The 23319-nt window shown below is 63.1% G+C and carries 27 protein-coding genes and 1 pseudogene; 11 read left to right on the plus strand and 17 right to left on the minus strand.

The features are described from left to right. Positions 1-17 precede the first annotated feature (17 nt). On the plus strand, positions 18-1520 hold the full coding sequence (locus BOO71_RS08680; RefSeq protein ID WP_075831545.1) for a complex I subunit 4 family protein: 1503 nt from the start codon (positions 18-20) through the stop codon (positions 1518-1520). Then, positions 1517-2950, plus strand: coding sequence for an NADH-quinone oxidoreductase subunit N (locus BOO71_RS08685; RefSeq protein ID WP_217694873.1), 1434 nt, complete (start codon positions 1517-1519; stop codon positions 2948-2950). Before BOO71_RS08680 ends, BOO71_RS08685 begins: the two co-directional genes overlap by 4 nt. Before the next feature lie 133 nt (positions 2951-3083). Here BOO71_RS08685 and BOO71_RS08690 read toward each other — a convergent pair whose 3' ends face one another. From BOO71_RS08690 to BOO71_RS08715, 6 genes are all read right to left on the minus strand, one after another. Continuing rightward, positions 3084-3506 carry a TlpA family protein disulfide reductase gene (locus tag BOO71_RS08690; protein ID WP_075831546.1) on the minus strand — a complete coding sequence of 141 codons (423 nt, stop codon included), beginning with the start codon at positions 3504-3506 and terminating at the stop codon, positions 3084-3086. Between the two features lie 233 nt (positions 3507-3739). Further along, entirely contained in the window at positions 3740-4837 is a 1098-nt protein-coding gene (locus BOO71_RS08695) for a sensor histidine kinase (protein WP_075831547.1), read from the minus strand. A gap of 34 nt (positions 4838-4871) precedes the next feature. Next, a complete protein-coding gene (locus BOO71_RS08700) occupies positions 4872-5543 on the minus strand; it encodes a winged helix-turn-helix domain-containing protein (protein WP_075831548.1) in 672 nt (223 codons plus the stop codon). A gap of 22 nt (positions 5544-5565) precedes the next feature. Then, complete coding sequence (locus BOO71_RS08705; protein WP_075831549.1) at positions 5566-6153, minus strand: DUF305 domain-containing protein; 588 nt, start codon at positions 6151-6153, stop codon at positions 5566-5568. Between the two features lie 148 nt (positions 6154-6301). Beyond that, positions 6302-6565: a metal-sensitive transcriptional regulator gene (locus tag BOO71_RS08710; RefSeq protein WP_075831550.1), complete on the minus strand. Its 264-nt coding sequence runs from the start codon at positions 6563-6565 to the stop codon at positions 6302-6304. An 85-nt stretch (positions 6566-6650) separates the two neighbouring features. After that, complete coding sequence (locus BOO71_RS08715) at positions 6651-6854, minus strand: CopZ family metallochaperone (RefSeq protein ID WP_075831551.1); 204 nt, start codon at positions 6852-6854, stop codon at positions 6651-6653. A 161-nt stretch (positions 6855-7015) separates the two neighbouring features. Here BOO71_RS08715 and BOO71_RS08720 point away from each other — a divergent pair, with 161 nt between their 5' ends. Beyond that, complete coding sequence (locus BOO71_RS08720) at positions 7016-9541, plus strand: heavy metal translocating P-type ATPase (RefSeq protein WP_075831552.1); 2526 nt, start codon at positions 7016-7018, stop codon at positions 9539-9541. 60 nt (positions 9542-9601) lie between these two features. Beyond that, positions 9602-10009: a hypothetical protein gene (locus BOO71_RS08725; protein ID WP_075831553.1), complete on the plus strand. Its 408-nt coding sequence runs from the start codon at positions 9602-9604 to the stop codon at positions 10007-10009. Between the two features lie 100 nt (positions 10010-10109). On the opposite strand, the gene BOO71_RS08730 is transcribed toward BOO71_RS08725, so the two are convergent. From BOO71_RS08730 to BOO71_RS08755, 6 genes are read right to left on the minus strand one after another with little or no spacing between them, the layout of a single operon-like run. After that, positions 10110-10847, minus strand: coding sequence for a ZIP family metal transporter (locus tag BOO71_RS08730; protein ID WP_075831554.1), 738 nt, complete (start codon positions 10845-10847; stop codon positions 10110-10112). Beyond that, positions 10844-11092, minus strand: coding sequence for a glutaredoxin family protein (locus tag BOO71_RS08735; RefSeq protein ID WP_075831555.1), 249 nt, complete (start codon positions 11090-11092; stop codon positions 10844-10846). Before BOO71_RS08735 ends, BOO71_RS08730 begins: the two co-directional genes overlap by 4 nt. Before the next feature lie 22 nt (positions 11093-11114). Continuing rightward, positions 11115-11549, minus strand: coding sequence for a hypothetical protein (locus tag BOO71_RS08740; RefSeq protein WP_075831556.1), 435 nt, complete (start codon positions 11547-11549; stop codon positions 11115-11117). Beyond that, a complete protein-coding gene (locus BOO71_RS08745) occupies positions 11549-13642 on the minus strand; it encodes a hydantoinase/oxoprolinase family protein (protein ID WP_075831557.1) in 2094 nt (697 codons plus the stop codon). Before BOO71_RS08745 ends, BOO71_RS08740 begins: the two co-directional genes overlap by 1 nt. Then, on the minus strand, positions 13629-14849 hold the full coding sequence (locus BOO71_RS08750) for an FTR1 family iron permease (protein ID WP_254843092.1): 1221 nt from the start codon (positions 14847-14849) through the stop codon (positions 13629-13631). Before BOO71_RS08750 ends, BOO71_RS08745 begins: the two co-directional genes overlap by 14 nt. Then, positions 14846-15835, minus strand: coding sequence for a hypothetical protein (locus tag BOO71_RS08755; protein ID WP_075831558.1), 990 nt, complete (start codon positions 15833-15835; stop codon positions 14846-14848). Before BOO71_RS08755 ends, BOO71_RS08750 begins: the two co-directional genes overlap by 4 nt. Positions 15836-16007: 172 nt before the next feature. On the opposite strand from BOO71_RS08755, the pseudogene BOO71_RS28705 reads away from it, so the two are divergent. The 6 genes and pseudogenes from BOO71_RS28705 to BOO71_RS08785 form a co-directional block, all read left to right on the plus strand. After that, positions 16008-16571 (plus strand): annotated as a pseudogene (locus tag BOO71_RS28705) (IS701 family transposase); the annotation flags it as partial. Between the two features lie 95 nt (positions 16572-16666). Next, positions 16667-17101 carry a hypothetical protein gene (locus BOO71_RS28710; protein ID WP_254843093.1) on the plus strand — a complete coding sequence of 145 codons (435 nt, stop codon included), beginning with the start codon at positions 16667-16669 and terminating at the stop codon, positions 17099-17101. Then, complete coding sequence (locus BOO71_RS28310; protein ID WP_217694875.1) at positions 17098-17574, plus strand: transposase; 477 nt, start codon at positions 17098-17100, stop codon at positions 17572-17574. Before BOO71_RS28710 ends, BOO71_RS28310 begins: the two co-directional genes overlap by 4 nt. Before the next feature lie 42 nt (positions 17575-17616). Next, entirely contained in the window at positions 17617-18063 is a 447-nt protein-coding gene (locus tag BOO71_RS29295; RefSeq protein ID WP_075831561.1) for a hypothetical protein, read from the plus strand. A gap of 79 nt (positions 18064-18142) precedes the next feature. Then, positions 18143-19126 (plus strand): IS4 family transposase, encoded by a 984-nt coding sequence (locus BOO71_RS08780; RefSeq protein WP_075831562.1) that lies wholly within the window; start codon positions 18143-18145, stop codon positions 19124-19126. A 74-nt stretch (positions 19127-19200) separates the two neighbouring features. Further along, positions 19201-20433 (plus strand): IS701 family transposase, encoded by a 1233-nt coding sequence (locus BOO71_RS08785; protein WP_439823022.1) that lies wholly within the window; start codon positions 19201-19203, stop codon positions 20431-20433. Between the two features lie 217 nt (positions 20434-20650). Here BOO71_RS08785 and BOO71_RS26880 read toward each other — a convergent pair whose 3' ends face one another. Together BOO71_RS26880 and BOO71_RS26885 are read right to left on the minus strand one after the other, a co-directional pair. After that, positions 20651-21118, minus strand: coding sequence for a hypothetical protein (locus tag BOO71_RS26880; protein WP_139322843.1), 468 nt, complete (start codon positions 21116-21118; stop codon positions 20651-20653). Position 21119: 1 nt separating this feature from the next. Continuing rightward, positions 21120-21761, minus strand: a complete 642-nt coding sequence (locus tag BOO71_RS26885) for a hypothetical protein (RefSeq protein ID WP_075831563.1) — start codon at positions 21759-21761, stop codon at positions 21120-21122. Positions 21762-21801: 40 nt separating this feature from the next. Between BOO71_RS26885 and BOO71_RS08800 the strand changes: the two genes are divergently transcribed. Then, complete coding sequence (locus BOO71_RS08800) at positions 21802-22107, plus strand: VIT1/CCC1 transporter family protein (protein WP_083653261.1); 306 nt, start codon at positions 21802-21804, stop codon at positions 22105-22107. Between the two features lie 144 nt (positions 22108-22251). On the opposite strand, the gene BOO71_RS08805 is transcribed toward BOO71_RS08800, so the two are convergent. The 3 genes from BOO71_RS08805 to BOO71_RS08810 are packed head-to-tail and all read right to left on the minus strand — an operon-like array spanning position 22252 to position 23261. After that, complete coding sequence (locus BOO71_RS08805) at positions 22252-22674, minus strand: IS630 family transposase (protein ID WP_083653263.1); 423 nt, start codon at positions 22672-22674, stop codon at positions 22252-22254. Beyond that, entirely contained in the window at positions 22675-22797 is a 123-nt protein-coding gene (locus BOO71_RS29055; protein WP_303046722.1) for a hypothetical protein, read from the minus strand. After that, the gene (locus BOO71_RS08810; protein WP_075831564.1) at positions 22794-23261 is read right to left on the minus strand and encodes a rhodanese-like domain-containing protein; all 468 of its coding nucleotides are present in this window, start codon (positions 23259-23261) and stop codon (positions 22794-22796) included. Before BOO71_RS08810 ends, BOO71_RS29055 begins: the two co-directional genes overlap by 4 nt. Positions 23262-23319 lie beyond the last annotated feature (58 nt).

The raw sequence follows: 23319 nt of genomic DNA on the forward strand, positions 1-23319 counted from the left end.
CAATGGATGGCCCAATCATGGTGAACCTCATCATCTTTCTGCCCCTGTTGACCGGCCTGCTGATTCTGGCGCTGCCCGCCTCGCGCCCCGCGTTGCTGCGCTGGACGGCGCTGGGCGGCTCGGGACTTACCCTGCTGGGCAGCCTGTGGCTGTGGCTAGGCTTTGACCGTTCAGGTCTCGGCGGCGCGGCGGGCGGCGTCCAATCGCGCACATTGCTGGACTGGATTCCTTCCATTGGCGCGAGTTACGACGTGGGCCTGAGCGGTCTGGGGCTTGCCATGATCGTCCTGACGGCGCTGCTGATGCTGCTGGTGATGGTCTACGTGTTGCCCCAGCGTGAGCGCGTCAAAGAACACGCCTTTCTCTTTTTACTGATGGGAACGGGCTTGCTGGGCCTCTTTGCAGCTCAGGATCTGCTGCTGTTCTATCTATTCTTTGAAGTGGCGCTGGTGCCGATGTATTTCATCGTGGGCATCTGGGGCGGCGAGGGACGACGCTACGCGGCCATGAAGTTCTTCCTGTACACGCGCGCGGGCAGCCTCGCCATGCTGCTCTCGTTTCTGGCGCTGTACCTCGGCACCCCTGGCACAAATGGCGCGGCCCATAGCTTTTCCATCACAGCCGTCGCGGCGGCGCAGCCCTACGCCGGAACGCCTGCCGCCTTCTGGGTCATGCTGGGGCTGCTGCTGGGTTTTGGGGTCAAACTGCCCACCTTCCCGCTGCACAACTGGCTGCCCGACGCGCATGTGGAAGCGCCCACTGAAGGCAGCGTGATGCTGGCCGGGGCGCAGCTCAAGATGGGCGCGTTCGGATTGCTGTACATCCTGCTGCCACTGATGCCGGACACGGTACGGCAGTATGGCTGGCTGCTGGCCGCACTGGGCGTGATCTCTATGGTCTACGGCGCACTGGCCGCTCTGGCCCAGCGCGATCTCAAGCGGCTAATCGCCTACACCTCCATTAACCACATGGGCTACGTGATGCTGGCTGCGGGCCTGTGGGGGCTGACGAACAGTCCGGCGGTGCGGGAACTGGTGTTAGGTGGCGCGGCCTTCCAGATGGTCAGCCACGGCCTGCTGACCGGGGGGATGTTCTTCCTGGTGGGCATCCTGGGCCACCGTGCCGGAACACGGAACATTGACGCTTTCGGCGGGCTGATGGCCCTGCCCCGCTTCGCCGGACTGCTGGCATTGCTGGCCTTCGGCTCGCTGGGGCTGCCGGCACTATCAGGCTTCGTGGCTGAGTTTCAGGTGATCGGCGGCGCAGTGGGCGTGAACGTCTGGTGGGCGGTACTGGCGGTCATCGGGTTGCTGGTTTCGACGGGTCTGTACCTGCGTGTGCTGGCGGGCGTGCTGATGGGCCAGAAACCCGACGGCCTGGACATTCAGGATTTGAACGGGCGTGAGTTGTGGGCCATTGTGCCGCTGGCGGCCCTCTCGCTGCTGCTGGGCATCTTTCCTTCCCTGCTGCTGGGTGTGGTGGCCGCGACTGACGCCGTGACCGGGGCAACGGGCCGGTGAAATGCCTGGAGCTGTGGGCCGTCGGACCGGAACTGGCGCTGGGGTTGATGTGCCTGCTGTTGGTCCCGCTGGCCGGATTCGTGCGCGGCAAATGGCGCAGTCTGCCGTCCATCGTCGCCGGATTCGGTTTAACCGCCGCCCTGATCCTGACCGCGCGGATGCTGCCCTGGTCGGGTCAGGAGGTGTTCTGCGGCACTTACGCGGTGGACGGCTTCGGCACTGTGTTCAAGGTGCTGATCATCGGCTCGGCGCTGCTGGCGCTGCTGCCCATCGCCGCTTATTTTCGCGGGCGCGACGCTGAACCGCACGCCCCGGTGGCGCTGACCTTTGCCACGTTGGGCGGCGTCGGGCTGGCTGGAAGCCTGGACCTGGGGTTGATCGTGCTGTTTCTTCAGATGCTCAGCACGGCGTCGTACCTGCTCGTGGGTATGACGCGCGGCGGCAAGCGGGCTAACGAGGCGACAATGAAGTATTTCATCTACGGCGCGGTGGCGCTGGCCGTGATGGCTTACGGATTGACCTTCCTGTACGGCCTGACCGGCAGCCTGTCGCTGACCGAGATCGGCATGGCCCTTTCCGGCGCTGACCCGGTGTGGGTGTGGGTGGCGCTGAGTTTGGTGCTGGTGGGCTACGCCTTTGAAATCACTGCCGTGCCGTTTCAGTTCTGGGCACCCGATGTCTACGCCGGGGCGAGCGCGCCCGTCACGGGGTTCATCTCGGTGCTGCCCAAGATCGCAGGCTTCGCGGGCCTGCTGCGGCTGATGCTGGTTGCCTTCCCGGATGGGCTGGCGGGCTGGCCCACGCTGATCGCGGTGCTGGCTGCCGTCACGATGGCGCTGGGCAATCTCGCCGCCCTGCGCCAGACCCATCTCAAGCGGCTGCTGGCGTACTCCAGCATCGCGCAGGCGGGCTACATCCTGATCGCGGTGGCCGTCTCAGGCACGGTGGACGGGGCGCTTCCAGCGACGGGATATTACCTTGCCGCCTACACCTTCATGAATCTGGCGGCCTTCACGGTGGTGGCGCAGTTGGAACGCGTTAGCGGGCAGGACGCCCTGACGGGGCTGCGCGGCCTGTCTAAAACTGCGCCCGGTACGGCGGCGCTGCTCACGCTGGCCCTGCTGTCGCTGGCGGGCATTCCGCCGCTGGCCGGGTTTCTGGGCAAGGTGCTGCTTCTTCAGGTGGCACTGTCGGGCGGCCTGACCTGGCTGGCGGTGTTCGCGGCGCTGAATATGGTCATCGGGCTGTACTACTACCTGCGGCCCGTGGTGGAGATGTACCTGCGTGCGCCGGAGGGGGAAATCCGGCTGCACGTTCAGCCCGGCTACCCGTGGGCGCTGGGCCTGACCACGCTGGGAACGCTGCTGCTGGGGCTGTGGCCCGCCCCGGTGCTGGCCCTGCTGGCGAACCTGACCCGGCTGCTGCGGTAACGGGACAACTCAGATCATCTGGTGATAGACGCGAGGGCCGCGTGGTGACCGTGCATGGATAGCATTGAAGGACAGGGTGTGGAGTAGGTTCACCAGCTCCACCCCCGATGTGGGACACGGCACTACACTTGATCTACAGGATCAACTTCAATCCATCCAGAATGTCCTGTTGCGCGAGAGCGCCGTGAACAGTTTTCATGACGTGGCCTGAGGGGTCAATGAACAGGATGGTTGGAACCGTGTGGACGCCGTAGGTGCGGACCAATTGCTGCCGGACATCAACGGTGCTAACCATGCCAAGGGCAAAGTCGCGTTCGTACCGATTCAGATTGGCGCGCGTGTCCTGTTCCAGCACCCCGACGACAAACAGCCCACGGTCAGCGTACTCAAAGCCCCAGCTGCGCAGCAGCCAGTCATTCGCCTGGCACACAGCGCAACGGGTGTTCCAGAACTGAAGAATTAGGGGGTGACCACGCAGCACGGCGCTGGAAAATGGCGTTCCTGTGGCTGAAACCAGCGGTGCAGCCAGAAGTGAAGCCATGCTGGGACTGGTCATGGTCAGGGGTGCTCCCCCGCGGCGGCAGGCGGATTGAAGGCTGCCAGAGTTAACACCACAGCCAGCGCGCGCACCAGTCCCTCTTTTCTATTCAACATGCTGAACCTCCCAGACGGCGACCAGTGGGGGTGTTCCTAAGCCTCTGATTCTGCCGCGCGTTAACCCGTTTCAAAGTGAATACCGTCATGTAAACAATACGGTGTCCTGCGCCGCTCACACCAGACAACTGGCGCTCATGTGGCAGGGTGGGCGACCAGCAGGGTGAAGGCGAACACGCTTCCGGCGCTGCTGGAGGTGGCAGTCAGGGTGCCGCCCATCCGTTCGGCCAGCCCCCTGGCAATGGTCAGGCCCACGCCGCTGCCTTCACCCTCACCGCGTGTTCGGGCCGCATTCGCCCGGTAAAAACGCTCGAAGACACAGCTCAGATGTTCCGGCGCGATCCCCGGACCCGTATCCCGCACCTCAAAGCGCACCGCCGCCCCCTGCTGCCTGGCGCTGAGTGTCACCTGACCGCCGCTGGGCGTATGCCGCAGGGCGTTGCTCAGCAGGTTGGCCAGAATCTGCGACGTGCGCTCGACATCCCCGGTGACAGGGGGCAGCGGAGAGGAGAGTTCAAGGGCCAGGCGCAGTCCGAATTCCTCGGCGGCACCCTCAAAGCGCGTCCTGGCGGTGAGCAGCACCTCTTTAGGCTCAAAGGTGCTGAGACGCAGTTCCACAGCTCCTGCCTCCACCTTTGACACCAGGCTCAGGTCCCGGGCCAGACGTTCCAGCGCCCGCATTTCGCGGAGAATGGCCTGCGAAGCGGTTGCCGGAGCCATCACCTGATCTTCGAGCGCCTCGGCATAGCCGCGCAGGGCACCCAGTGGCGTGCGCAGTTCGTGGGCGACATTGGTGATCAGGTCAACGCGTCCGCGCTCAACTTGCTCCAGTGCGCGGCCCATGCGGTTAAAATGCCGGGCCAGATCGGTCAGTTCATCCTGGCCTTCCTCGGGCAAGCGCAGGGTGTATTCGCCCGCCGCGATGGCGTGGCTGCCGTCACGCAGCAGCACCACACTCCGCATCACCTGACGGGCCGAGAACAGTGCGGTGAGGGCTGCGACCGTCAGTGACAGCGGGACCGAGGCAAGCAGCGCCGAGGTGAGGGTGTTGCGCATCCCGAGTTCCAGATCCGGGCGCAGTGACGCGCCGGTGGGTCCGATGAGCGCCGCCATCTGCTCGACATGGTGACGCACCAGTGCAGAGGCGAGCAATTCGGTCACGATCAGCAGCGCCCCCACGGCCACCATGATGACCAGCAGATGCGAAAGGAACAGCCGCGAAAAGAGTTTCACGGCTGGGTATCCCAGAGGTGCAGGTGATCAGTGGTCATGCTGGATCGTCCTTGAACCGGTAACCGACGCCGCGCACGGTTTCAATGTAGCGTGGACGTTCCGGGTCGTCGTACAGTTTCTTTCTGAGGCTGGTGATGTGGACGTCCACCACACGCGAGGAACCGGAGCGCGCGCTGTCCCAGAGACGCTCACGCAACCGCTCACGGCTCCAGACCAGACCGGGATGCTGCGCCAGGGTGAGTAGCAGATCGTATTCCAGCCGGGACAGCTCCAGCGCGGCCCCGTTCAGCGTGACCTGGTGGCTGCGGGCGTCGAGCAGCAGGTCACCGCTGCGCGCTTGATGGCGCACGCCCGCGCGGCGCGGCAGGACACGCACGCGGGCCATCACCTCACGCGGACTGAACGGCTTGACCACGTAATCGTCGATGCCGGTGTCCAGGCCACGCAACTTGTCCTCTTCCTCACTGCGAGCGCTCAGCATCAAGATGGGCAGCTCCAGGCCGCCTGACCGGGCCTGAGCGGCCACCTCCAGGCCACTGAGGCCCGGCAGCATCCAGTCGAGAATGACCAGATCGGCGCGGACCATCAGCGGCAGGGCAGCGTCGCCACTCACGGCTTTGATGACCGTATGGCCCTCGGTCAGCAGGTAAGCTGCCAGGATTTCCTGAATGGCCGGGTCATCGTCCACGATCAGGATCTGGGCCATGTGCCTCCCCCGGCCAGTGTTCTTACATGCCGCGTTTGATCAGCCACTGCCGGTACAGGTACATCTCGTCGGCCTGGTCACGGATGATCTCGCGGGCCAGTTTGGTGACGCGGGCGTCGCTGCTTTTCTGGAGGGCCAGGGCCGCCATCTCGATGGCGCTGGCATGATGGGGCAGCATGCCCAGGACAAATCCGGCGTCGGTGTCCTTGTTGGCCTTGAGGGCTTTGAGCATGCCGTCCATTTCTTTGGCCATGCCGGTCTGCCAGGTCTTGTCCACACCGCCGAGCGTCCCCAGCCAGGTGGTCATGTCGCTGATTTCTTTTTGCTGGGCGCTGATGACGTCTTTGGTCCAGGTCTTGACCTGCGTGTCCTTGACGTTGTTGACCACCGCCTTACTCATGTCAATGGCCCCCTGGTGGTGGGCGATCATCATGGACAGGAAAGCGCGGTCAAACGCCTTGCCACTGAGTTTGGCCAGGTCTTTGTTTTCCTGGGCGCTGTGGGTCATACCCGGCATGCTCATCCCGTCCATTTTCTGTGCGGGGGCCAGGCCCAGCAGGGTCAGGGAAAGGGCGGCGAAGAGCGAAGCAGTCTTGAGCGTATTTTTCATGGGGTAACCTCGCTCATCACGCTAAAGCAGGGCTGTTAAGTTCGCGTAAAGCGGGGCGTGAGGTGAGAAAAGCGAAGGTTGCAGCGCGCAGCAAGATCTTCCCGCCGCCAGATTGGCCCACGGGAAGACGCTGTGCTGACTCGGTTGTTCAGGTGTACTTGAGAGCTTCCATCAGTTCCTCGACGATCTCGATGCTGTCGCCGCGCTGATGGGCGGTGGCCACATGCGCTTCCAGGTGTCCGCGCAACACCACTTCGCCCGCACCAGATAGTGCGCCCTGTACCGCCTTGATCTGCCGCAGCACATCCACGCAGTAGGCGTCTGGATTATCCAGCATCCCCACGATGGCGTCGAGGTGGCCGCGCGCGATCTTCAGGCGGCGCGAAGCCCGTTTGCGGGCGTCTTCGGGCATACATAGCCGATCAGACACCCCGCAGGGGGGCGAGGCGGGCTGACTGACGGGGCCGCTCTGACTGGTGGAACTTCTTTTACCAGTCTTACTGGCGGAGCTGGGCACCGTAGCCCTCGTCCTTGACGGCGGCCAACAGGGCCTGGGGATCGGCCTGGCCCTGCACCTGAGCGGTGCCGCCTGCCAGGTCGACATTCACGTCCTGTACGCCGGACACCGATTTGAGGGCTTTGGTCACGGCACTCTGGCAGTGTCCGCAGGTCATGCCGCTGATGTTCAGTTCAGTAGTCATGCCCGAATGCTACACCCTCCCCGGGAGGGTGTCAAGAGTGCTGGAAGAAACTCCTGTTCTTTGGGATGTTTTAATGGTGGTGTCATCACCATTTTACTTGATTTTAAAGACTACCCGTCCTATATTATCTTATATCCCCCCAGGGGGGATCAAGGAGAATCATGACTGCAAGCGAGCTGACAACTCTAGAAATTGGTGTCCAGGGGATGACCTGCGCGAGTTGCGTGGGCCGGGTGGAACGTGGCCTGAAAAAAGTGGCGGGCGTTCAGGAGGCCAGTGTCAACCTCGCCACCGAGCAGGCCAGGGTGAGCTTTGATCCGGCCCAGACCGATGCCCGGACCCTGATCGCCACGGTGCGCGACGTGGGCTATGAACCCATCACCGCTGAGCTGGACCTGCCCATCACAGGCATGACCTGCGCGAGCTGTGTCGGAAGGGTCGAGCGTGCGCTGGGCAAGGCGGACGGCGTGCTCAGCGCCAGCGTCAACCTCGCCACCGAGCGCGCCCATGTCCAGTACCTCCCAGCCAGCACCACGCCCGGCCAGCTCCGGGCCGTTGTTCGTGACGCTGGATACGACGTGCCGGACACGGCACAGGGACCGTCCGGCGCGGATACCCAGCGGGCCGCCCGCGAGGCCGAGGTCCTGCATCTGCGCTCACAGGTGATTTTCAGCGCTGTGTTTGCCGTGCCGCTGCTCCTGATCGCCATGTTGCCGATGCTGTGGCCCGCTCTGGAACGCAGCCTGATGGCGTCTGTGGGCATGGGGGCGATGAACTGGGTGATGCTGGCGCTGGCCGTGCCGGTGCAGTTCGGCCCCGGACGGCGCTTCTACCGCCTGGGCTGGGCCAGCCTCAAGCACCGCAGCCCGGACATGAACGCCCTGGTGATGATCGGCACCTCCGCCGCCTTCTTTTACAGCCTGGTAGTCACGCTGGCCCCGCAGATCTTCCCGGTGGGGACGGCGCATGTCTACTACGAGGCGTCGGGCGTGGTCATCACGCTGATCCTGCTGGGCAAGTATTTCGAGGCGCTCGCCAAGGGGCGCAGCAGCGAGGCCATGAAATCGTTGCTCTCCTTGCAGCCCAAGGAGGCGCGGGTGTTGCGGGACGGTGAGGAACGGCTGCTGCCCGTGGATGACGTGCAGGTGGGAGACACGCTACGGGTGCTGCCCGGCGAGAGCATTCCACTGGACGGTGAGGTTCTGAGCGGTCAGAGCTACGTCAACGAGAGCATGATCACGGGTGAGAGCGTCCCCATTCAGAAAACTGGAGGCGCAGCCGTGATCGGCGGCACCCTGAACGGCAACGGCGCGCTGACGCTCAAGGCCACCCGCGTCGGCAACGACACCGCCCTGGCACAGATCATCAAGTTGGTAGAAACGGCCCAGGGCAGTAAGCCGCCGATTCAGGGTCTGGCCGACAAAGTGGTGGCCGTGTTCGTCCCCGTCGTGCTGGTGATCGCCGCCGTGACCTTCGCGGTGTGGTTGCTGCTGGGCGGCGAGGGCGCGCTCAGCCAGGCCCTGATCAACATGGTGGCGGTGCTGATCATCGCCTGCCCCTGTGCGATGGGCCTGGCCACTCCAGTCAGCGTGATGGTGGGAACCGGCAAGGCCGCCGAACTGGGCGTGCTGTTCAAGAGTGGCACGGCGCTGGAGGGTCTCCAGGCCACCCAGGTCATCGCCCTGGACAAGACCGGCACGCTGACGCGCGGCCAGCCGGAGTTGACGGACCTGACGCTGGTGTCGGGGTTTGAACGCGGTGAGGTGCTGCGTCTTGTCGCGAGCGCCGAGCAGGACAGCGAGCATCCGATTGCCCGCGCCATCGTGGACGCGGCCAAGCGGGAGGGCCTGAGCCTGAGTGCGCCGGAGTCGTCCCAGGCCGTGCCGGGGTTCGGCCTGGAGGCTGTGGTGGACGCCACGCGGGTACAAGTGGGCGCAGACCGCTACATGAGCAAGCTGGGCCTGGGGCTGGCCGACTTCGGGGCGCAGGCCGAGCAACTGGGCGATGAGGGCAAGAGTCCACTGTACGTGGCGCTGAACGGTCAACTCGCCGCCATTCTGGCGGTGGCCGATCCGATCAAGGACGGCAGTCGGGAGGCGGTGGCGGCGCTGCACCGCCAGGGCCTGAAGGTGGCGATGATCACGGGTGACAATGTCCGCACTGCACAGGCAATTGCCCGGCAACTGGGGATTGATCAGGTGCAGGCCGAGGTATTGCCCGGCGACAAGGCCAAGGCGGTCCGGGCCTTGCAGGAGGGCGGGCAGAAAGTGGCGTTCGTGGGTGACGGCATCAACGACGCGCCCGCACTGGCCCAGGCCGATGTGGGCCTGGCCATCGGCACTGGTACCGATGTGGCGGTCGAAACGGCGGACGTGGTCTTGATGTCGGGCGATTTGCGAGGCGTTCCCAACGCCCTGGCCCTGTCCCGCACCACGTTGCGCAACATCCGGCTCAATCTGTTCTGGGCCTTTGCCTACAACGCGCTGCTGATTCCGGTGGCGGCGGGCGTGTTGATTCCCGCCTTCGGCATTCGGCTGAGTCCGGTGCTGGCCGCCGCCGCGATGGGCTTTTCCAGCGTGTTCGTGCTGACCAACGCCCTGCGGCTGCGGGGATTCAAGCCGCCTCTGCCGCCCAGTGCACCCAAGCTCCAGCCCGGTGACCACGACGGGCAGCTCGTGACCACCTGAGCGCTGTCCGCGTTGCCCCCTGTTCTCCCGCCTTTCTCGCCATTACAGGAGTTCTGTCTCATGCCCAAACTCACCGTCGGTCCGTGGATCGCCACCCAGAAATTACCCAGCAAAGCGCTGGCCCGTGACCGCCAGGCTTTTCTTGAGCGGGCGCAGCACCGGCTGCAGGTTCACGAGGTGGCCGGACTGCCATTGATCGGTCTGGGCGGCAGTTGCGGGAAACCCTGCTTCGCCCTGCCGTACACGCTGAGCTGGAACGACACCAACACGCGTGAGCTGGAACAGATCGGCACGGAATTTGAGTGTTTCGTGGAGTACGGCGTCTACCCCCACTTAAAACTTCTCGACGGTGAACAGGAGGTGGCGGCGGTGCAGGATTGGACCACGTTTGCCACCGTGTACCTGCGCCCAGGATACGAGCGGGCCGAGGAACTGCTTATCACGTTGCGTGACCGACTCGCGCCGTAAGGTCAATCACAGCCTTGGCTGCAATAACAGAAAATCGAGAGGCGCACGTTGAGCTGCGCCTCTCGATTCTGACTGACGTTTTCAGTCTTTGACGCCACAATCACAGCCCCAGTTCAACCAGGTAAAGCGCGATAAAGCCCAGAAAAAAGGCGCTGGTGATCCACGGCGTTTCTTTGACCTCATGGGCCTCCACCAGCAGTTCCTCTGTCACCAGGAACAGCAGCGCCGCCGCGCCGAAGGACAGCACGATTTCCAGCGGGAGCCCCGAGAGGCCCTGAAGCAGTGTGCCGCCCAGCGTGGCCCCCACGATCACCAACAGGCTCAGGCCGCTCACGGTCAGAATGCTCCGGCCCCTGCTTGCTCCGCGTTGTCCCAGGCTGGCGGATACCGATAAGCCCAGGAACAGCAGTTCCAGCGTCAGCGCCACCACCAGCAAGGTTCCCACGCGCTCGCCTGCCGCGAAGCCCACACCGATCAGCAGGCCGTCAATCAACACGTCGATGCCCACCGCCGCCAGCAAGCCAGTGACGGCACGTGGGCTGTGCTCATCCGTATCTTCAGTTTCTGGTTCCAGCCGTCCCACCAGCGCCCGCACCGCCAGCATCACGGCCACGCCCAGCGCGAAGCCAATCACCACACCCAGCGGCTGATGGCCCGCCGTGATCTGGGGCAGCAGTTCCCCAGCCACGGCAGCGAAAACCACGCCCGCCGCGAAGTGCTGCACGAAGCTGCGGACATGCGGACTGGGGGGACGGAAGCTGGCAATCACGCCGCCCAGGATGGTGGCAGCCACCGGAATCAGCGTCAACAGCAGAATCTGGGCCAACGTTGTGGTCATGGACGCCGGGCGAGCGCCTCCAGGATGCCGGGCCGCTGGTCATCAAAAAAGCCGTAAAAGACCTGATTGTCAATCACGGTCACGGGCGCGATCCGCACGTTGGCCTTGGCCTGCATCTCGGCCAGTGCCGCCGGGTCCTCGCGCACGTTCTTCTCGGTGAAGGTAGCCCCCTGGCTGGTCAGCAGCCGCTTGACCGCCTCGCAATCGGCGCAGTTCGGAACAGTGTAAACGGTGATCTGGGCCATAAGCCTCCTTTGAACTTCAAGATTACGGCTTCACTGTGAACTGCCGGGTGACTGTTCTGACGGTTTCGAGTGCCTGAACCACCACGGCCTGGGGCTGCTGAGTCTGGATGGCCCGTGCCGCCGCGTCCAGGGCGCGGTCAGCCTGCGTGAAAGACTGAGGATACAACTGCTCGAGCGCCGTCGCCTGGGCAAGCTCCGAACGGGCCTGTGCCAATGCCTGCACGCTGGCCTGCTGGCTGGCGCGGTTGCCCTTCAGGGCGCGGGCGTACTCCAGTTCCACAATATCGAGTGCGCCCACCGCCTGCCTCACATGCTGAGCTGCCGGTTGAAGCAGGCTCTGGATGGTCGGCTGGGGGGCGCTGCCGCGGCCTCCCAGAAAACCAAGCAAAAGGCCAAGAATGCCCGCCCCGAGGATCACTCCCCAGGAGGCCGGGCCGCGTTGTTTGCGGTACAGCATCAAGTCTCCTGACGTACGATCAGCGCCACATGGCCTTCGAGCCGCAGGCGGTCATGCAAGTGTTGCCGGAGGAGGACCGGGTCATGCAGATGAGCGAAATCACTCAGGCGGGCGGGCGTCAGGGCCGCCACCTGCGGCGCAACCGGGGAGACGAGCAGGCGCTCGAGATCAGACAACACCTGCGCTGGAGTTCCACTCAACACCTCGGCATCATCAAAGCGCAGCAGGCGTACGCCGCATTGATCAAGCACCAGCGCCGGGTGCCTGACGTGCCGCCCGAACAAGCCCCGGCGCTCAATGCTCGCCGTGAACAGGCTGTGATACCGTCCGCCGAAAACCAGATGGGCGCTGTCACCCAGCACCAGCCGTGCCTGGGCATGCAGATCGTCCTCGCCCAGCACGCGGGTCTGTGCGCTCAGGGGATGTGCGCCCACAGCGACGGCCCGCAGTCGCCCCTCTGCGGCCAGGTACTCGGTCTCGATCCGCAGACTCGCCGGGTCAGCCCCCAGCCGCACCGCCTCGTCCCCGACTTCGCGCTCAAGCAGGTCGGCCACCGTTGGGTCCTGGCGGGTCACGCTGCGTTCCCGCTCCACCCGGATGACCGCCAGCGCCGCCCCGATGGACGAGATCACGTCGGCATTGGGCAGGGTTTGAAACGGCACGCCGAGCCGCCGGGCCATCACCGGGCCAAGTACGCTCGCCGCCCCACCCCCGCCGTATAGCGGGAGTCCCTGGAGGCCGTGTTCCTTGATCAGTTCACGGATAGGCGTGACCAGCTTCTCCGCACTTGCTTCCAGAACGGCAGTGGCTGCCGCTTCCACGCTGGCCCCCAGCCGCCCTGCGAGCAGCGCCAGCGCCATACGGGCACTGACCTCATTGCCGTAAGCCCGTCCAGTCTCGCCGATGGCGCCCAGGGCGTTCGCCGCACAGGTAGGTGTGATGGCGAATCTCTCTCCCGAAGGCGTTTCCAGCAGAGCGTAATGCCCGGTGTCCTGACCCGGCAGCGTGACTTCAATCAGCCGCGCGTCTCTGAGCTGCTCAGGGCGCGCAAAGCTGGCATAGGGCAGTCCCGCGATGTGGGCGCTGCGCGGGCCGACTTCTTCGATCTGCCGCTTGCCCAGGCGCACCAGACTGCCTCCAGCCACCCCAGCGATGCGGATATCGACGGCACGCAGTCCGGTAGGGACACCCAGCACGGTCATGTAACTCAGCACCGGGCGACCGTCCTTGATGGCCCCGATATTAGTGCTGGTCCCACCCACCTCGAAGAACACCCCGTCCATCAGCCCTTCTTGCAAAATGGCCCCGCCCAGTGAGGCCGCCGGGCCACTCACCACGGTATGCAGCGGCGTTTCCTCAAAGGCGCGCAGACTGGCGGCCCCACCATCGCCGCGGATGATCAGCAGCGGCACGCCTGGCAGCCGGGTGCTGACCACCTGCCGGACGTGCTGGGCGGTGCGCAGCATGGTGGGCAAAATGCTGGCGTTGATGGCCGCGCCCAGGGTACGCATCTCCAGGCCATAACTGCCACTCAGGTCACTGCCCAGCGTGACCGGCAGGCCGAGGCCACGGGCAATCTCACCTGCACGCTGCTCCAGCGAGCGGTCGTCCACCCCGAACGCCTCGCTGATAGCGACGGCCTGGATGCCTGCTCCGCGCCACTGTTCAAGCTGGGATCGCAGACGGGTTTCAACGTCTGGTCCGTCACTGCTGACAAAAGCCCACTCGGCCTTCAGGCCCGCCGGGGGCTGGGTGACCCGCCGCACGCGCCGCTCGTCGCGGGCCGGGCCGAGGGCCAGCACCCCGATCCAGGCGGTGTCACCTTCCAGCAGGGCGTTGGTGGCCTGGGTGGTCGAATGCGCTACCAACAGCACGGGCGTGTCTTCCGGCAGAGCGGTGAGCAGACGGTCAAGCGCCGAGAGCACGCCCGCCGCCACGCCATGCTCTGCGCTGTGGGTGGTGGGAACGTGCGAGACCGCCCGAAGCGTGCCATCCTCCCCGAGGGCCACCCCTTTGGTAAAAGTCCCCCCCACGTCAATGCCGATCCGCATACCTGGAGGAGCTGACGTCGGCGGCACTTCAGCGGCGTTCAAGTTGGCCCGCCACTGGCCCGTGTGCAGCGCGTTGTGAATGCCGGAACCACAAAATGCCGATGACATAGACCAGGACCATCACGCCCTGGGCGGCCAGCGTTTCCGCCGTGGGATGCAGGCCAGTCAGGGCCGAGACGTTCGGATCGAGCGTGGGGAGGCGACCATACAGATTGGTGACCCCGATCCAGCCTGCCTCCTGAAAGGCCCGGACCCCGTTGCCCACGAACGCTACTGCGAAGAGTGCGGTCACCGTGACCAGGACGGGAAAGAGTCTGGCGGTGGGCAGGCGGCGGCCAAAGCGGAACAGCAGCACGAAGGTGACCACTAGGGCCAGCGTGGCCAGGGCCGCCCCCAGATACATGTACGGCAACACCGGACCGCTCGCCACAGCCAGCGCCTGATAGAACAGCACCGTCTCGAAGCCCTCGCGGTAAATGGTGGTAAACGTGATGGTTCCCAGTGCCAGCAGGCTGCCGCCCTGCACCGCCTGACTGACCCGCGCCCGCATGAATTCCACGCTGCGCTTGCGGTCACTCTGCTGCATCAGCCAGAACGACAGCGAGAAGAGAATCACGACAGCGATGACGCTGGTGACGGCACTGATCAGTTCGCGCGACACCGGGGCGATGGACAGCACATAGGTGGCCAGGCCCCAGGTCAGCGCGGTGGCGAGCAGCGCGGCCCCGCCGCCCCACCAGACGGCGCGGCGCAGCCGGGTGTTGCGGCTGGTGTCCAGGTACGCGAAGATCGCAGCCATCAGGAGCGCGGCCTCCAGCCCTTCGCGGAAGAGGATGGTAAAGCCCCCGGTGGCGGCCAGCGTCGGCCCGAGAACGCCGGTCCCGCTGACAATGCTCTCGGCTTTGCGCAGACTGCCGTTGATCTCACCGGCTATCTTTTGCAGTTCCCCCAGCGGTTGTCCGGCCTGCATGCCATTTCTCAGATCAGAGAAGCGGTACTCCATCTCCAGAATCAGATCGGGATTCAGGACCCGCAGCGGCGGCTCGGCGTACTCGAAGTGATCAAGGTAAGCGCTGCGGGCCGTTCTGAACGCCTGCTCCCGGTTGCCCTGGGCGTACTCGCGTAGCGACTGGGTAATGAGTTCGTGGGCGGTGCGGAGTTCATTGGGCACGCTGATCGTCGGAGCGGCCAGCGCGACGCTCAGCCCCAGCAGCATGAGCAGCGCCAGGACGACTCGCCGCAGGGTCACTGGAGCAGGCCTCTGGCGGTCTTCAACTCTTTGAGCGTGGCGTCGATGGCGGCACTGAACCTGGCGGGCGTGACACGCTGCCTGATCAGCTCACGCAGCCCGTTCTTGAGCGTTTCTTCGAGCTTAAGTTCCAGCGTCTTATTCTTGACGGCCAGCGGGGCTTCAAGCTGCTCGTAATGGTCAAGGTAAGCGCTGATGACGGCTTCATTGGCCGCATCGGTCATGCCGCCAGTGTAGTGCTGCCTGGCCGTCGTCAGCAAAGTTTCAATGCTGGCAAAGTCGGCCATCGGTCCACGGCTCGGAGCCAGCGGGTCACCGCTGATTTCGGAGAGTTCCGTTCTTGCCCGGTCAAGCTGGGCATTAAACAGCCTGGCATCGGCTTGGGCGGCCAGCAACGCCTTGGCCTGACGCAGGGCAGCGGCGGTCTGTCCGCCCTGATCCGCCGGGAACTTCGTCTGGTAACGGGTCAGCCAGCCCGTCGCCCGCGCCAGGTAAAAGCGGGCGTCCTGGTATTCGGTGAGATTGCTCACCTTGCCCCCGCTGACCCCGCCGCTGTACTCGGTCTTGGTGTTGCCTAGAATGGTGGAGATCACCCGAGCGCCATATTTTGGATCGTTGCGGGTAACGGCTGGAATTGTGGCAATGGCCTGGTCCACGTTCGCCGAGAACCCTGTTAGTGCGGCCTGAACGGCCTGGGGCTTGTTCGCCTTGAGCGCGGCATTGATACCTTGAAAATCCTTAAGAAAGCGGGCGCGCAAATCGGGCGTCAGATCGGCTTTCACAGCGTCATACAGCTCGTTGGCTGGGTGGCTGGCGTGCTTGAGGGCCAGCTCTTGATTTCCCGTTTGAACATTGAGCAGCATGGCATCGTAGTGACCGCGCATCTGTTCCAGTACCCCCACGAAGGTGACGGCGTCCCTCGGCGCAGCGAGGGCGCTGGCCGACAGCGCGAAGGTGAGCAGTAAAAAGCCCGAGCGAATGGTCATGAATGGATCATAGGCAGGCAATTCTATAAAGTCAATCGGATTAGTCGGGTATGAGACAGGGAGTGATCTGCAAGTTGTTACGCCAGGTGGCACAATCCGAATTCTCACCAGTGTTCAGGAGTTGCACCTGCATAACTGGCTGCAAAGGGCTCTCAGCCGGGAGAATCTAGGAATGTCAAAATCACAGATTCTGGGGGAGCGCGTCCACATTCTGGCAGACGAGGTTCTGGCCGTGCCCAACACGTCATGACAGCAGCGCAGCCTGGGGGCTGCGCTGTTCATGTTCCTAGACAACGCGTCCAGAACGGCGCTCCACCGCGCTGAGCTGGTCAGCAAGAGTGTGCTCAGCCGCCTCCTGAACGAATATGACTGGGATACCTCGGCGTGCTAGACGTTGTCGGAACACGCCCAGTGGGACCTTCTGCGTCTGGCGGCCAAAGGCAAACATCGCCCCATCCTGCGGCTCATTGTCGATCTGACTAGCGCGCTGCCTTTCGTGCGCGTTCATAACGACGTCCACGGCATTCATCTGGTGGTTTTCTTCGCTTAGTACTGGGACGTGAAGTTCCCGATAACGTACCGAGTGTATGAGGGGAAGAGTACGCTCACACCGACGATATTGGCGCGCGAGATGCTCCGCACCATTCCCGCTTTCATCCGCTCGCGGTTTCGCATCCAGGTCCTGGCCGACAATAGTTTTGGGCTCTTCCTGGATTCCAGGGAGCTGAGAACGCTCTGGTAAACTGCCGGCATGCTGAGTTTGATTCAGCTCTTGGACGATGAATAATGCTTCAAAGTCGTGCGGGAACTCCGTTGGCCCGGTGGCGTGACATGCCCGCACTGCCACGCACCGCATATCGTCAAACAAGGCCGGGAGACACCCAGCGGTTCAGACAGCGATATCGCTGTCTGAATTGCCAGCGGAAGTTCGATGACCTGACCGGCACGGTCTTTGCCGGCCACCACCAACCCCTCCGGCAGTGGGTGGCCTTCTTGGTCAGAGCAGCGCCGATGACGACGCTTGACCGCTGCCTCTATCTGATGGGCCTCAATCTGAGTCACCGTCAGATTGCGCATGAACTCGGCCTGAACGAAGATGATGCTCAGAACATGACCCGAAGTCTCCGGCAAGGCGTGGTGGAGGCGTCCATCACGCCTCCCCTCGCCGGTACGGTCGAGATCGACGAGGTGTATCTGGTGGCGGGGCACAAGGGGCAAAGCGATCTGGTGAAAAAAAATCTCGGCCTGGCCGCAGACGATGTTTGAAGGGCAAGCGAGGACGCGGCACTGCCGCGTCCGACGAGCCACCAGTCCTGGGCATGATTGAGCGAGGTGGGCAACTCGTTCTCCAGCTCTGCGCCAACGTTCAGCAGCACACCATTCGGCCCCACATCTTGACCGCCACTCAGCCAGGCAGCGTGGTCAATACTGATGAGTACGCGATCTATGCCCGGTTGCCGAGCTGGGGATTGATGCGTGTCACCGTGAACCACGGTCGCGGCGAGTTTGCGCGCGATGACGACGGTGTTGACGTGAACGAAGTTCACGTCAACACCAGAGAAGACGTGTGGAGCTTGCTCCGCTCATGGTTACGGCCCCATAGAGGGATTTCGCAGTGGTGGTTGCCACTCTATCTGGCCTTCTTTCAAGCGATGCACAACATCCGTTGTCGTGGGTTTTCGCTGTTGGAGCCGATGTTAACCCTGCTTCTGATCGCAGCTCCCCGGAACGCAGGATGAGCCTAGTTTTGAATCGCCGGCGTTTCTGGATAAGGAGACGAGGTGATCGCTGAGGGCAAGGTGTGGTGGAACGAGAAATCTTTTTTCAAGGAGGGGAATCATCAGTTCACAAAGCGAACTGCCGTGGGGTTGGACCGCTGGATTCTGTTGGTCTTCCTGGCTTGGACGTTGGCGATCCTGCATCGACATGATGGACTGACCCTGGAAGAGTGCGTATTCCTGGCGCTGGTCATGGTGCCGTCCTACATCATCTCCAATCCAGACAGTTGGGTGCAGTTCATGATGCACAACGAGTTGAGGCTCGAGGAGCCTGATCCCTGGCGGCCTGACAGATTTTATGAGAGTGAACCTCGGCAGCTGACAACTTCATTTTTTAGTCGTCCCAGACGGCGGGAAGGTCACCTTCCGGTCTGTCCCTCGACAGAAACGGAAAACGGCGGTGTTTTGAGGTGTGAAGCCACCAAACCCCGCCGCCTCACAGGCTACTGAACTCACCGCCCATTTCAAAGCCTGCGTCCCTTCGCTGCGCATCGACACGCATCAGCGTGCCGTTGACGTTGTTTTGGCGATGATCATGGCCCAGAGCGTCAACCACCTCGATCTGGCTCCTCATTTGCCCGGCACCAGTTCTCCTGAAGCCAAGAAGCGGCGCGTGGAACGCGCCGTCCACGATGAGCAGCTCACGGCTCAGGTCTTCCTGGCCCTGCTCTTGGTCCACCTTCCTCCGGGTAAGATCCTGATGAGCGTGGACCGCACGACCTGGGAACACGGGGATTCGCCGCTCAACCTGTTGGTTCTGGGTGCGGTGGTCCACGGCTTTACCATTCCGCTCGTGTGGGTGGCCCTGGATCACACAGGCAACAGCGACACCCGGGCACGCATGTGGCTGGTCTTACGACTGCTGGAGGCCCTTCCAGCGCGACGCTGGAAGGGCCTGGTGGCGGACCGGGAGTTCATCGGAGCTGAGTGGTTTCGTTTCCTGCGCCGAAAAAGGATTCGCCGGGCCATTCGGATTCGGAAGGACACGGTGCTGGACGAATTATCAGCGGACGAGTGGTTCCAGGATCTACAACCCGGTCAGTTCCGGATGATCGCGGAGCGGACTGAGGTCTTTGGGGAACCCATGCGGGTGGTGGCCACCAGGTCACCCACGGGTGACCTGGTGATCATCGCGACGGACTTTCACGTATGGGAAACGTGGCAACTGTACAAGCTTCGCTGGACCATCGAGTCCACTTTTGGCTTGCAAAAGTCGCGGGGCTTCGATTTGGAGCGGACCGGAGTCACGGACCCCACATGGTTGGAGCGACTGTTCGGTTTGGTGACCCTGGCCTGGTTGGCCTGCCTGCGGGTGGGGGTCTGGCGGCATGAGGCGAAACCGATCCGGGTGCTGGCCCATGGCCGGAAGGCCATGAGCCTCGTGCGCTACGGCTCGGAAGAACTACGCCACGTGCTGCGGTGGGTTCCCGAAAGAATCGGCGAGATTCTCCGCGTCTTGATACGCCCTTTTCCCGTACTGGGACAGCCGCAAACTGAAGTTGTCAGCTACTGAGCTGGACTTTGGCCATTGACAGGGGAGCAGCATGCTGCTCCCCTGTCAGACTTGAGCATGGCACTCCTTCCGAAGTGGTTCACTCGGATCTTGGACGAGTTCGCCCCGCTCTTTTCCACGCGGTCTGGCCGCAGGTTCAACGCTTGGTGATTGGGGCAATTTTGTCGCCTGGGAAGCGGACGGTGACCGCCGCTCTCCGGGTCCTCGGATTGGCAGACGATCCCAGGTTCGGTACGTTTCACCGCCTGTTGAGTCGGGCGCGCTGGTCCAGTCTTCAGGCCAGTCGGGTGCTGCTCAGCCTGCTCCTGGCCGCTTTCGTTCCCTCTGGGCCGCTGATCCTCGGCCTGGACGACACTATCGAACGACGAACCGGCAAAAAGATCAGCGCTCGAGGCATCTACCGCGACCCGGTGCGGTCCAGCCAGGGGCACTTCGTGAAAGCCGGCGGTCTCCGCTGGCTGAGCTTGATGCTGCTGACCCCCATTCCCTGGGCCAATCGTATCTGGGCGCTGCCGTTCCTGACGGCACTCGTGCCGTCACAGCGCTACCACGAAGAGCGCGGTCACCGGCATAAGACCCTGACCGACTGGGCCCGGCAGATGCTGCGTGTGGTGCAGCGTTGGTGTCCTGGACGGCAGTTGATCGTGGTAGCGGACAGCGCATACGCGGTCATCAGGTGGCTCGCCGACCTCCAGCAGGGCCGTCCGATCACCGTCATCACCAGACTCCGCCTGGATGCCGCTCTGTACGAGCCGGCCCCTGAACGACAGGCCGGCCAGAAGGGGCGGCCCAAAATGAAGGGCCAGCGCCTCCCGGCGCTGGCCGCTGTCGCGAACGCTGCAGACACGTGCTGGCAGCGTGTCCGGTTGACCCGTTGGTACGGTGAAACCCTGCGGGAGGTGGACCTCGTTTCTCAGACGGCAATCTGGTATCACCCTGGCAAACCGCCTCTTCCACTCCGGTGGGTCTTGATCCGCGACCCACAGGGCCAGTTCTCCACTCAGGCACTGCTCTGTACAGACCTTCTGCTGAGTCCAGTTCAGATCTTGGAGTCCTTCGTACAGCGCTGGCAACTCGAAGTCACCTTTGAAGAAGTTCGAGCTCACCTGGGTGTGGAAACACAACGGCAGTGGACCGACCTAGCCATTGCGAGAACAACCCCAGCGTTGCTGGGGCTGTTCTCGCTTGTGACTCTCATGGCTCACGAGCGCTGGCATGGCCATGATGTTTGGGTTCGTCGTGCCGCCTGGTATGACAAGACCTTGCCGACCTTTGTCGATGCGTTCGCCGAGGTTCGGCGAGCATGATGGAAGGTGCCGACTTTTCGCATGTCTGCGCCAGGACGCGAAATGATTAAAGTCCCACTGGAATTTATTGAGCGCCTTGCAGACGCACTCTGCTACGCCGCCTGACACGTCTCGATGGCCAAAGTCGAGCTGAGAGAGTGAACAGAAAACGAGCTGCCAGCCGACCTCCAGTGTGGTCTGAGGAGGGGCTTGAGGGCGCTTCCGTTGACTTGGGGGCTCAGGGTCTAGCCCACCCTGGAGTGTCAGTCGCGCGAACATCGCCTGACCACGACTCAGCGCGTGATGCACTGCCCGCAGACCGATTTTGAGGTCCCTCAGTGCGCGCCGCCAGTGGGGATCGACGACACGCCCGGTCCCCACGCTGCCCTACCTCGATGCCTTCAGAGACAAGCAGCAATGTCGCCACGGCCAGCACGGTCAGCAACCGTTCGAGACTGGGCGCATCTCGCACTTCGGAATCTTCCAACCCAAACAACCCACTTTTCTCGTCCAGGAAGCCTTCCTCAATCTGGAAGCGCTCGCCGTACTCAGCAAAGGTCTCCACGCTCGTCGGTTCGTCGCTGACCACCTGCCACTGCTCTGGGCCGTCCGACGGACGGCCCAGAGCGATATGAACAGGACCGAAATGCTTTTGGGTGAGGGTGATGTTGTGGAAGCAGCGCGTTTCTCTGGGCAAGAGCTGCACGTCACGCACCTTGCACAGCCGCTGGCCGTCGGGGGCCGCCAGAATCAGGCTTGACTTGATGCGGATGCGGGAGTGCCATCCGCAGAACTGAAGGCCTGCCCATCAGGTCTGTGTCGCAGAAGCCGCGGTCCGCCAGCAGGCGGACCTGATGGATGCCCACGAAATCCAGCAGCCCTTTGACCTCGGCCAAGATGGGCAGCAGGTGATCAGTGCTGACCTGCGCGCTGGAATGTTCGAGGACGCGTGAGACGAGCGGGACCGCTCGACCTCTGAAGAGGACCAAGACACGGATCAGGCAGAATTTCTCGAACAGGACGCTGGTGTCCAGCGCCAGGATCAGGGTCTGACCGCCCCAATCGCGCAGGGCACGGGTCATGAGTGGGCCGTAAATGCTGCCACAGTCGATGGCTGGATTCTCCAGCCACCGACGAACGCGGCGTTCGCTGCTTTGGGCGAACGTGGCACGGGAGTGGATGTGGGGGAGCCAAGCGGGGATGGAACTGCGCTGGGAAAGCAGAAAGCCCGTCACCATCCAGGCCAGTGGATGTGCGTTGCGGATGTCGTTCCACAACCCCTGCTGGATGTGGGCGAAAACGGCTTGATACAGTCGGGGCGCGTCCCCGGTAGCATTTTCGGTTGTCACAGACGGAAAGTGTCCCCTACCAGGGACGCTTTCTCATACTTTGTGTCAGGCCGTCAGGCCTGATCCCTCACGCGCCCCAAAAAGTGCCCTGACCATCGGCGGCTCGTACGTGGTGGGAGGGTTAATTCCGTTGATCCCTTACGCTTTCGGACTGCCTATCGGTGAGGCGTTAAGGATCTCGGTGATCGTCACCCTGCTGGCACTGGCCGTGTTCGGCGCGGTCAAAGCCCGCTTCACGGGGGTCAACGTGATGGGGAGCGCCCTGCAGACGACGCTGGTAGGTGGCCTGGCGGCTGGGGCTGCTTTCCTGATCGCGCGGGCCGTCGCCGATCTGGGCGTCGGCTAGACCCAGTCGTCTCGTATGCTCTGTGGGCTACCGGGAACTTAACCAGCGTGCCAGCCCAGCAACTGGGTCACGCGTTCTAGACTGTCCATTACAGGTCTAGTGGATCGGGTAATACGGATTGCGAAAAAATAACTAACAATTGGGTCACCAGTGGAAGTGGGTCAATCCACGAATCCGCATTTCCTGGGCCATCAGTCGAACGCACTGCGCGTCCACGACGCCCTGAAGCTCGTCCAGGTCTCCAAAGGTTCGGTTGGAGAGTGGGGCATCCACCCCATCCCACAACCGTTCTGCGGGCTGCAATTCTGGAGAATAGGGAGGCAGAAACAGCAGGGTGATGCCATCGGGCACTACCAACTCACGGCTGGTATGCCAGCCCGCGTTGTCCAGGACAAGCACCACATGCTTGTCCGGTTCTGCCCCAGTTGCCACTGCAAAGCTGTCCAGCACCGTCTGCATCGCGGGTGTGTTCACCGCAGGAAGCAGGTACCACATGGTTTTTCCGCTGTGGGGATGGACAAAGCCGTAGACATACAACCAGTCGAACCGATGGTTGACCCGTGCCACCTAGCGTTGGCCCTGTGGTGACCACACCCGCTTAATGATGGGCATGGCGACGTAGGCGACGGCCAGTGCGGTCAGGCCGAACCAGACGGCCAGGATCAGGTCAATATTTACCGCGCCCGTCACGGCCCTTTCCCAGAAAAGCTGATGGCCGGGAAGCCATCTGGCCGAACGAAGGACGCTTCCGGCAAGGACTTCAGCTCAAAGCCCGCCGCTGTCCAGGCATTCATGCCGCCGCGCAGCTCGCGAACATTGGTGTAGCCCCGGCGGACCAGGGCGCGCACGGCCAGCGCACTCATGCTGCCCGAGCGGCAGTACACCACGATTTCGGCGTTCTTCGCGCGTGGCAGGACCGGGGTGGCGTTCATCTGATCGAAGGGCAAGAAGAGATCAGTGTTCTGAAGCTCCCCCTCGTAGGGAATATGGACATTGATCAGGAGGAAGTCCTTGCTTTTCAACTGAGCGTTGAGTGTCTGGGGCGTCACCTGTGAGTAGGAGCCTCCGGGAACACGGATGGCTTGGCTGGCCGGATGGGCGAACGCACTGCCAGAGAGGGCCACCAGTATGAGAATCAGTCGTATACGGTTCATGTCGACCTCCTGGCCGCGAGCATAGGCTCCAAGTGTTCAGGAAGTGTTGCGGCCCATA

Source organism: Deinococcus marmoris, assembly GCF_001949125.1.
GTDB lineage: Bacteria > Deinococcota > Deinococci > Deinococcales > Deinococcaceae > Deinococcus > Deinococcus marmoris_A.